Source organism: Streptomyces sp. NPDC006261 (assembly GCF_040613515.1).
Taxonomy (GTDB): Bacteria; Actinomycetota; Actinomycetes; order Streptomycetales; family Streptomycetaceae; genus Streptomyces.
The window spans coordinates 136,138-144,617 of sequence record NZ_JBEXSI010000014.1; the positions used below are offsets into that span (position 1 = coordinate 136,138).

Annotated in this window: 12 protein-coding genes and 1 pseudogene; 9 read left to right on the forward strand and 4 right to left on the reverse strand. The window is 69.5% G+C overall.

Features of this window, described 5'->3' with window-relative positions:
* Positions 1–211: 211 nt before the first annotated feature.
* A complete protein-coding gene (locus ABZ154_RS11985) occupies positions 212–442 on the reverse strand; it encodes a hypothetical protein (protein WP_356831491.1) in 231 nt (76 codons plus the stop codon).
* Between the two features lie 94 nt (positions 443–536).
* On the opposite strand from ABZ154_RS11985, the gene ABZ154_RS11990 reads away from it, so the two are divergent.
* Positions 537–1,238, forward strand: a complete 702-nt coding sequence (locus ABZ154_RS11990; RefSeq protein ID WP_356831493.1) for a helix-turn-helix transcriptional regulator — start codon at positions 537–539, stop codon at positions 1,236–1,238.
* Positions 1,235–2,908 carry a tyrosine-type recombinase/integrase gene (locus tag ABZ154_RS11995; protein WP_356831495.1) on the forward strand — a complete coding sequence of 558 codons (1,674 nt, stop codon included), beginning with the start codon at positions 1,235–1,237 and terminating at the stop codon, positions 2,906–2,908. Before ABZ154_RS11990 ends, ABZ154_RS11995 begins: the two co-directional genes overlap by 4 nt.
* Before the next feature lie 745 nt (positions 2,909–3,653).
* Here ABZ154_RS11995 and ABZ154_RS12000 read toward each other — a convergent pair.
* Positions 3,654–4,088, reverse strand: a complete 435-nt coding sequence (locus ABZ154_RS12000) for a hypothetical protein (RefSeq protein ID WP_356831497.1) — start codon at positions 4,086–4,088, stop codon at positions 3,654–3,656.
* Between the two features lie 208 nt (positions 4,089–4,296).
* Here ABZ154_RS12000 and ABZ154_RS12005 point away from each other — a divergent pair, with 208 nt between their 5' ends.
* The 7 genes from ABZ154_RS12005 (at position 4,297) to ABZ154_RS12035 (ending at position 7,894) form a co-directional block, all read left to right on the forward strand.
* Entirely contained in the window at positions 4,297–4,572 is a 276-nt protein-coding gene (locus ABZ154_RS12005) for a hypothetical protein (RefSeq protein WP_356831499.1), read from the forward strand.
* A 579-nt stretch (positions 4,573–5,151) separates the two neighbouring features.
* Positions 5,152–5,544: a hypothetical protein gene (locus ABZ154_RS12010; protein ID WP_356831500.1), complete on the forward strand. Its 393-nt coding sequence runs from the start codon at positions 5,152–5,154 to the stop codon at positions 5,542–5,544.
* On the forward strand, positions 5,541–6,359 hold the full coding sequence (locus ABZ154_RS12015; protein ID WP_356831501.1) for a hypothetical protein: 819 nt from the start codon (positions 5,541–5,543) through the stop codon (positions 6,357–6,359). Before ABZ154_RS12010 ends, ABZ154_RS12015 begins: the two co-directional genes overlap by 4 nt.
* Positions 6,356–6,601 carry a hypothetical protein gene (locus tag ABZ154_RS12020; RefSeq protein ID WP_267829486.1) on the forward strand — a complete coding sequence of 82 codons (246 nt, stop codon included), beginning with the start codon at positions 6,356–6,358 and terminating at the stop codon, positions 6,599–6,601. Before ABZ154_RS12015 ends, ABZ154_RS12020 begins: the two co-directional genes overlap by 4 nt.
* Positions 6,598–6,783: a hypothetical protein gene (locus ABZ154_RS12025; RefSeq protein WP_267829487.1), complete on the forward strand. Its 186-nt coding sequence runs from the start codon at positions 6,598–6,600 to the stop codon at positions 6,781–6,783. Before ABZ154_RS12020 ends, ABZ154_RS12025 begins: the two co-directional genes overlap by 4 nt.
* Positions 6,780–7,121, forward strand: coding sequence for a hypothetical protein (locus ABZ154_RS12030; protein ID WP_356831504.1), 342 nt, complete (start codon positions 6,780–6,782; stop codon positions 7,119–7,121). Before ABZ154_RS12025 ends, ABZ154_RS12030 begins: the two co-directional genes overlap by 4 nt.
* Positions 7,118–7,894 (forward strand): hypothetical protein, encoded by a 777-nt coding sequence (locus ABZ154_RS12035; protein WP_356831506.1) that lies wholly within the window; start codon positions 7,118–7,120, stop codon positions 7,892–7,894. Before ABZ154_RS12030 ends, ABZ154_RS12035 begins: the two co-directional genes overlap by 4 nt.
* 61 nt (positions 7,895–7,955) lie before the next feature.
* Here the strand turns inward: ABZ154_RS12035 and ABZ154_RS12040 are convergent, their stop codons facing one another.
* Together ABZ154_RS12040 and ABZ154_RS12045 are read right to left on the reverse strand one after the other, a co-directional pair.
* Positions 7,956–8,093, reverse strand: a complete 138-nt coding sequence (locus ABZ154_RS12040) for a hypothetical protein (protein ID WP_356831508.1) — start codon at positions 8,091–8,093, stop codon at positions 7,956–7,958.
* 143 nt (positions 8,094–8,236) lie between these two features.
* Positions 8,237–8,480, reverse strand: a pseudogene (locus ABZ154_RS12045) (IS630 family transposase); the annotation flags it as partial.

Genomic DNA, 8,480 nt, shown 5'->3' on the forward strand with positions numbered 1-8,480 from the left:
CTGCGGGCTTGCACGCCCTTGCCGCCGGGTCGGATCTCACGGGATTGCTGGGGAGTCCTGGAGCCTCCGGCGTTGCACCGTCGGAGGCTCTCCCTCTTCTCGCGGGGGTCTCGGTTCCGCGAGCGACCACGGACAGTACGTCCACGCCGTGCCACAGTCCAGCGTTTCTGTGTCAGCTCAGCGCAGAAGCGCCTACGGCGCATCAGGTGCCTCATGCGGCCAGCCCCAGCAGGGCCAACAGGTCTGCGGTCACCACCCGGTAGGCGTTCCCGAGCCTGAGCACCTTGCACGGGTACTGGCCGCGCTTGGCCAACTCGTAGCCCTTGCTCCGGCCGAGCCCCAGCGCGCGGTTACCCGTCTCCAGGTCAACGGCCGCCGGGAGCCTCAGAAGCTCCTCGCGACTCATCCCCTTCACCCCTCCGGCGTCTTCGTTCTGGCGCATCCGCACTCCATCCATGACTGAGCCCACGGCGAACGCGACCTCCGCGCCCGTCTCCAGGTCTTGGAATCAACGCTAAGCGAGCTAATGTGTCTGCATGACACAACGCCGCAGTCACCATGGATCGAGCAAGGCCGACGACGAGGACGACGTCCCGGAGTGGGTGGACCAGGTCATGGCCACCGTGGCCACCGAGGTCCGCAGACGACGGAAGGAACTGGGTTGGAGCGCACAGGACTTGGCCGACAGATGCGCGGAGATCGGCCATCCGATCCCGCGCAACGTCATCGCCAACATGGAGTCCGGACGCCGCTCCAACCTGCCCTTGGTCGACGTCATGGTGCTGGCCGAAGCCCTGAACACCCCACCCATCTGCCTCCTCTATCCCGTGGGCTACATCGAGGACGTGCAGCGGCTCCCACTCCAGGACTCCACTTCCACTCTGGATGCGCTGCGCTGGTTCACGGGGGAGGAGACCGATCTCGGCGCGGACGACGACATGCTCCGCTACTTCCGAGCCCATCACGCCGCCCAGGAGCGGCTGCGAAGTGCGCGACGCGACGAGGAGTACGCGCGCTACCACGCCCAGACCGCCCCGAATGCCGACCGGAAGGCCGAGGCTCTCCGCTCCCAGGCCCGTGCCGCCGAGACGGCCGACGACGCAGAAGACCGCCTGCGCAGAGTTCGCGCCTTCATCGAGGAAGAGGGCGTCACGCCCCCGTTCCTGTGGCCCGACCTGGCCCACGTAATCGACTCATCCGGGAGCGATCCCGAAACCAGCGAGGAGAATGATCTTTGAAGGGCTCCACCTACCGCCGCTGCTCCTGCCGCGACCCGAAGACCGGCAAGGAACTCGGCACCTCCTGCCCCAAGCGCAACAGCAGGAACCACTGCACCTACTCCGTACGCCAGGAGCTCGCACCCCGCGAGAACGGCAGCCGCCGCTCCTTCGCCCGTGGCGGGTACGCCAGTCTCAAGGCAGCCCAGGCCGACCTCGACCACGTACGCGCCCTCCTCGGGCTCGCCGACTCGGACGACCCCGAGGGCACCGAACTCATCGCCGAGATGCTGGCCGAGGTCAGCCGCGAACGGTCACCTCTGCCCGAGGTCGAGGAGACGCGGCGGCGCCTCCACTCCGGTCAGGACCTCATAGGCAGCCTGACCGTCGCCGAATGGCTCGACCGGTGGCTGGCCGGCAAGCGCATACGCAAGTCCGGCCTCAACCGCTACGAGACCGATATCCGCGTCCACCTGAAGCCGCGCATCGGCAGCCGGCGCCTGGACCGGCTGCGCGTCAGCCACCTCAGCGAGATGTTCACCGACATTCGCGAGGCGAACACCCAGATCCTGGAGGACAACGCCCAGCGGCGAGCCGCCCTCGACGAGCTCGCGACGGTGCCGTGGAAGGGCATCGGGAACCGCGCCCGCCGCAAGGCCATGAAAGCCGCGATCGACGAGATGCCGCCCTTTCGGCGCGTCACCGGCCCTGCCACGCGGCTGCACGTCAAGGCCACCCTCCGGGCCGCCCTGAACGACGCGATCGGGCAGCAGATCATCACGTTCAACCCGGCCGCCCATGTCGAGATCGACCCCGTGCGCAAGCCGAAGGCGCTCGTGTGGACGGACGAGCGGGTCGCCAAGTGGGAGCAGACGGGCGAGAAGCCGTCGCCCGTGATGGTCTGGACGCCGGAACAGACCGGTGCCTTCCTCGACTTCGTCGCCGAGGACCGGCTGTACGCGATGTGGCACCTGATCGCGTTCCGCGGCCTGCGCCGAGGCGAGGCGTGCGGCCAGCCGTGGTCGGAGACGAACCTCGACGCCCACTTCCTCACCGTCTCCTCTCAACTCGTCCAGGACGGCTGGGAGGTGGAAGCGTCCGACCCCAAGACCGACAGCGGCTCCCGCGTAGTCGCCCTCGACGACGACACCGTCGACGTTCTGAAGCACCACCGCGAACGGCAGGAAACGGCCCGCGAAGAATGGGGCACAGCCTGGGTCGAGACCGGCCACGTCTTCACGCAGGAAGACGGCTCCTGGCTCCACCCCGGCAAGGTGACCGACCTCTTCGAGCGCCTCGTCGCCGCCTCCGGTCTCCCGCCGATCCGCCTGCACGATCTGCGCCACGGCGCGGCCACCCTCATGCTCGCCGCCGACATCGACATCAAGATCGTGTCGGACACCCTTGGGCACAGCGACACCCGCATCACGCGGGACATCTACCAGAGCGTCCTCCCCCACGTCGGCAAGAGTGCCGCCGAGGCCACCGCGAAGCTCGTCCCCCTCCAGCGCAAGGCCGAGGCCGAGAAGGCCGTGCGCAAGGCCGCGAAGAAGGAGAAGGCCAGGAAGGCTGCGGCCAAGGCGGCCGATGTCGGCAAGGGCAGCAAGGGCGGCGGCAAGCCGAAGAGGGACAAGGCGAAAGCCCAGGCCAAGGCAGCCGAGAAGGCCACACGCCGCAAGCCCACAAAGTAGGTCCCGAGCGGCTCCGCTCACGCACCGCTCACGCAGGCAACGCCACGGCAACCCGGCCGTGTGACCCGCCATGCCCCGAGCAACAGAAAACCCCAGGTCACGGGCTATGTGACCTGGGGTTTGACTGAGCCGCCTTCGGGATTCGAACCCGAGACCTACGCATTACGAGCCCGAGATGGGTCCTGACGAATAGGTCCACCGAGTGCCGCCGCGTGGTGGAAACCGCAGGTCAACGCCTTGTGGCGGCGCTTCTCGTGTCAACCCGTGCCAACCGGTTCACAGCAGTTCGGGCACGCAATGGGCACGCATTGGGCACGCTACAAACGCCGTCTGACCTGCACAAACGATGACCGCGCGCGCTCACGCTACACCGAACCCCTGACACACAGAAGGGGCCGCCCGACTCTCGTCGGGCGGCCCCTTCTGCACTACTACACCGTGCCCCGCTCGGGGCTCGACGATGGACACTTGGGAGCTCGCTCCTGAACGCCGGCGGTGGGGGGCAGGGCGTTCAGGACAGCCTCAAGAGCGATGGCCCCGGTGTCGGTGATGTGTCTGTCGTCGAGCAGGATGTCGCGCTTATCAGCAGTGGCGCGACCTGCTGCGGGTGCTTTGTCGTCGAGTCGGGTACGGCGGAAGCGGTACAAGATGCCCCCCTCGTGGCATGGGCGAGAGCCTGAATCGAACATATGCCCGAGTCAAGGCCCGGTCCACATTAGCGCTCATATCGCCGCAGGTCACGCGCTTACGACCCTGGGTTACGCTCCTCCAGCACCTTGATCGTTGCGTCTTCAAGGTCAAGAATCTTGAGGGCCTCTTTAACCAACGCCAGCTCATCCGGCCTAGTTCCGGGCTTGTAGGCCACCACGACCGAGACCTCGGAGGTCGACAGGCCGAGGATGTCGTCGGCGGTGAGCCCGACCCACTCGGCCGCCGCCGCGCGCTTGACGTCAACCAGCGGTAGGCCGGTCGCCGCAGCGATGGCACCGACGATCCACCGGTCGTGCCGGTAGCTCTCGCCGTTCTTGATCTTGGCGAGGGTGGTCCACTGGAGCCGCTTGCCCGTCTCGGGGTCGACCGCTCGCTCGGCCACGCTCCGCAGGGTCGCGCCGCTGACGGCGAGCACCTCGCGAACCATGTCGGTGAAGGGCGTCGAGCTCTCGCCGCCTATGGGGGACACGGGTTCTCATCTCCGTTCTTGTCGCAGAACGCGAACGAACTTATATAAGCAGCCATCGCCTCGGATTGCACACCCCTGAACTGCGTTGACGTGCCGAATCGATCACGCTTACGTTTGTTCTTGTTCGAGAACAGCAACAGACAAACACCCCCGTACGGGGTGGGTCCTGCCCGCTGCTGTTCGTGCTCAGGAACACATGGGGGATCTTGTGAGCGTTGTCTTTGCTGGCCCGCCGCCGCGCAGCCGGAACACCAAGCACGCATTGATCGCGATGGAGCTCGCCGAGCATCCGGGCGAGTGGGCGATCGTGCAGCGGCTCGCCTCGATCGCCCGAGCTTCGTCTGCCGCTCAGGCCATCCGAAGCGGCCGCCTGGCCGCGTACCCCGACGGCGGGTTCGAGGCGGTCGCCCGATCTGTCGTCGAGCAGGGTCGCGTCGAACACCGGGTCTACGCCCGGTACGTCGGCGCCGAGCCTGCTGCTTGATCTGCGAATTCTGGGACGGCGCTGCCGGTGCCTACTGCCACGCGATCGGTACGCGCCGATACGTCGTCGGCAACCGCTGCCCGCTCCACACACCCGCCGCCCTCGCCGGACGCCCCGAACCGCCCGGCGATCCAACTCCTCTAAGGAGACGTTGCGTTGAGCCTCGCCGCGACGGATTGGGTATGGACCCGGTCCCGCTCCCGAGGCGCCGCTCGTCTGGTCCTGCTCGCGATAGCTGACCGCGCCGGCGCTGACGGTGTTGCCTACGCCGGTACGGCCGCACTCATTCAGCGAACGCGCGCCGCCCGCTCCACCGTCCGGAACGGGGTCGACTCCCTGCTCGCGTCCGGTGAGCTCGCCATCGTCGTAGGCCGGATCGGTCCCGGGGGCGAGACCGTCTATCGTCTCCCGCTCCTCGACGAGCAGGGGACCGAGCATCGGCCCGGACCGGATTTCGGCCCGGGTCGTGAATCGGCCCCCGGGGGGCCGATGAGCAGCCCTGGAGAGGGCCGAGGACCGGCCCCGGGGGGACCGGACACCGGCCGGGGGGAGGGCCGAGGGTCGGCCCCCGGGGGGCCGGTGGGCGGCCCCCAGAACGTACCTACTTACTCACCACCACAAGAGCAGCAGCCGCGCGGAAGCTCGGCCGCTCTGATTCCCGAACTGCGCCCGCTCGACGACGCTCTCGCCGCGGCCTCGATCACCGTCCGGTGGTCGCTCGGCCTCGGGGAGCAGCGCGACGTCAATCGGTTGATGCAGCGGCACGGCGTCGAGGCCCTGGTCGGCCTCGCCGCCCGCCGCACCGTCCCGGGCGAGGCCCCGAAAGCGGCCCGCTACTGGCTCAAGGTCTGGTCCGACCTCGACCGGCCGACGAGCTCAACGCCTCGACAGCAGTCGACGACCGCCAGCTACGCCGACAACTTGGCCGCCGGTCTCGCCTTGCTCAACGCACAGAAGGAGGGCACCCCATGAACGAGCAGCAGATCGCCGCCCTGTTGGCGTTCGCCGGAACGCTCGACTCCCGGGTACGCCGCGCCCTCGCCGACCCGCAGCAGTCCGCCCGCACCATCACGGAGTGGACCGCCGCCGTCGCCGACGTCCCGGCCACCATGTCGGAAGTCGGGTGGGACGCCGCCCGCGCCACCCGCCGGTACTACGAGCAGCAGGGAGGCAACCGCAGCTCGCAGTACCGGCCGATCGAGCCGCACGACCTGCTCGCCGCATGGGGGCCGCTCCGGGCCGAGCTCATGAACCGCCACACCGACCCGGTGCCCGACGTGGACCCCGACAACGTCGCCGCATGGCGCGACGAGCTGCTCGGAGCCCGAACCGCTGTTGCTCTCGGACACGCCGCGCCCGCGCAGTACCGCGCCGAGATCAACCCGGCGGGGCAGAAACGTCTCGCCGCGCTCATGTCGGGTGTCGGTGACGGGCGGCGCCGGTACATGCCCGCGCACGTCGCCGCCGAGCTGCGCCCGTTCCGGAAGGCTCGGGCCCATCGCGAGCAGCTCGTCGCCGAGGGCGTCCCGGACCCGCTCGGCGTCAAGTGCCCTTACTGCCTCGCCGCCGTCGACGAGCAATGCCGATCGTCCTTCCGCAACCGGGGCAAGGGACGGCGACCCCTGTCGGGCGTTCACCCCTCGCGCGTCGACGCGCTGATCGCCGAGTTCGGCGACGAGCAGGCCGACGCCGAGCAGGCGAGGCTCGCCCGGATCATGTGCCAACCGCCGGCACCTCGACGAGACGCCCGCGCCCGCCACACCAGCGGCGGAGGCGAGGCCCGATGATTCCCGCCGCCGCACGAGCAGTGATCACCGCCCACCTGACCGACGAGCTCGGCGTACCACCGCACCGCGCGACCGTCGTCGTCGCCGCCCTCGCCGACCGCCTCGCCATCGATGGATGGCACATGACCGACACCTTTCCCGCGCGACCGGTCGCGCCTCGCGCGCGGGAGACCCCGCGCGCTCGGCGCTCCCTCGCCCGGCTGCTCGGCCGTGCCCGAACGAACGAAGAGAGAACCCCATGAGCCCGGCCCTGCTCGCCCTCGCCGTCGTGCTCGCCCTCGCGCTCGGCGCGTCCCTGGCCTACACGGTCCGGATCGACGACCGCCTCGACCGTGAGCTGCGCCGCCTCGGCCGCCACACCTGCTCGACCACCTGCACCGCCTGCTCGACGACGCGCCGAGCCGAGAACGGAGAGACCCCGTGAACGACACCACCCGTACCCGGTCCCGGCGTGGCCGGGCCCTCACCCGAGAGGGCGTCCGAGAGCAGCGGCGCACCGCGCTGCGAGTGCTGCTCGCCCGCGCCGACCGAGGCGCTCTCACCCCGGGGGACGCGAACCAACTCCGCGACCTGGCCGAGGCCGAGATCGCCGAGTGCGAGACGTTCCGCCGCTCCGCCGGCGGGCAGCAGACGGCGGCGCTCAAGCTGCGCCACCGGATCGACGCCGCCGAGCAGGCCATGCAGGAGATCGAGGCCGAGCGCGACCAGTACGCCGCCGAGGCCGAGGCCCTGCGGCGCAGCGCCGGGGAGGGGAAGCGATGACTTACGCACAGGCTGTGTACGAGACCGCGCGCGCACTGCGGACGATCCGGGGCAGGTGGAGCGACCTGCTGCTCGCGATCGAGACGCCGCCGGCGGACCACTGGCCGCCGAGGCAGCTCGCACACACCATGCGCGAGGACGACGAGCAGCTCGTCGAAGATCGGGCGCCGCTCGTGCTGCGCGAGCACCCTGCGCCCCTCAACCTCGCCGCCCTCGACACCGGGCGGGCGGTCGAGCGGCTGATCTTCGATCTCGCCGACACCCTCGCCGCGGCGACGCAACGCACCGAGGCGGGCGACCCCCGCGCATGGTTGGCCGCCGAGCCGAGCGCACCCGACAGCCACCGAGCGGCGGGCAGCAGGCGGCACGGGCTGCATTGGGCGTGCGTGTGGGTCGAGGGCCGCGTGCTCGACGAGGACACCGCACCCGAGCGCGAGCTCGACGGGGCGCTCGTCGCGCCGCCGTTCGAGGTACTGCCGCTCTACCTGCTGCACGAAGCGAGGCGTACCGCACGGATCGCCAACGCTCGCGTGCTGCGCGCCCTCGGCCTCGACCGGCGCGACACTCCCCTGCCCGAGCCGTGCCCGTGGTGCGCGGGCGACCTCACCCTGCACAGCACCCCCGACGGGCCGTCGAGCGTGGCCTGCTCGGGGGGGCCGACATGCACCGCGCCCGTCCCCCTCGACGCCAGGGAACGGGCGCGGGTGTGGGAGTGGGACGACCTTCCCGAGCTGATCGCCGCGCTCGGGGTGGATATCGCTGCTTCAGCGTAGGCGGACGATCTCGCCCTCAGCAGGTGGGCCCGGCTGCGCGTACGCCGCCGGGCCCGTACTGCTAGACGTTGTCGCCCCCGAACACCATCACCAGCCATGACCAAATGGCCTTACTGATGACGCTGACCAGGACAGCACGACCGAGACCGGTCTTTACCTTCGACGCCGCCGCGGGTGTGGCCTGCTCCGGTTTATCCACGCCCCCTTCACCTCCTCTCGCTGAGCGGATCGGCGGAGCCGCTAGGCACGTCATTGACGACCTTGCAGTTCCAGCACTACCGCGACGCGAGAGCGAACTGCTCCCGGGTACGGGGCACATCTCCGGAGAGAACTTGCCCCAAGCTAGTGTCCTGAGTCGTTAATCCGTGTGCAGTATGCGGCGAGGGTGTCGAGGATGTCGTCGGCGGTCTTCGTCCAGACGAACGGCTTGGGGTTCTTGTTCCATTCGTTGATCCAGCCGCGGATGTCCCGTTCGAGTTCGACGACGCTGCGGTGGGCCGAGCGGCGGAGTTTGCGGGAGGTCAGCTCGGCGAACCAGCGCTCGACGAGGTTGAGCCAGGACGCCGAGGTGGGGGTGAAGTGCAGG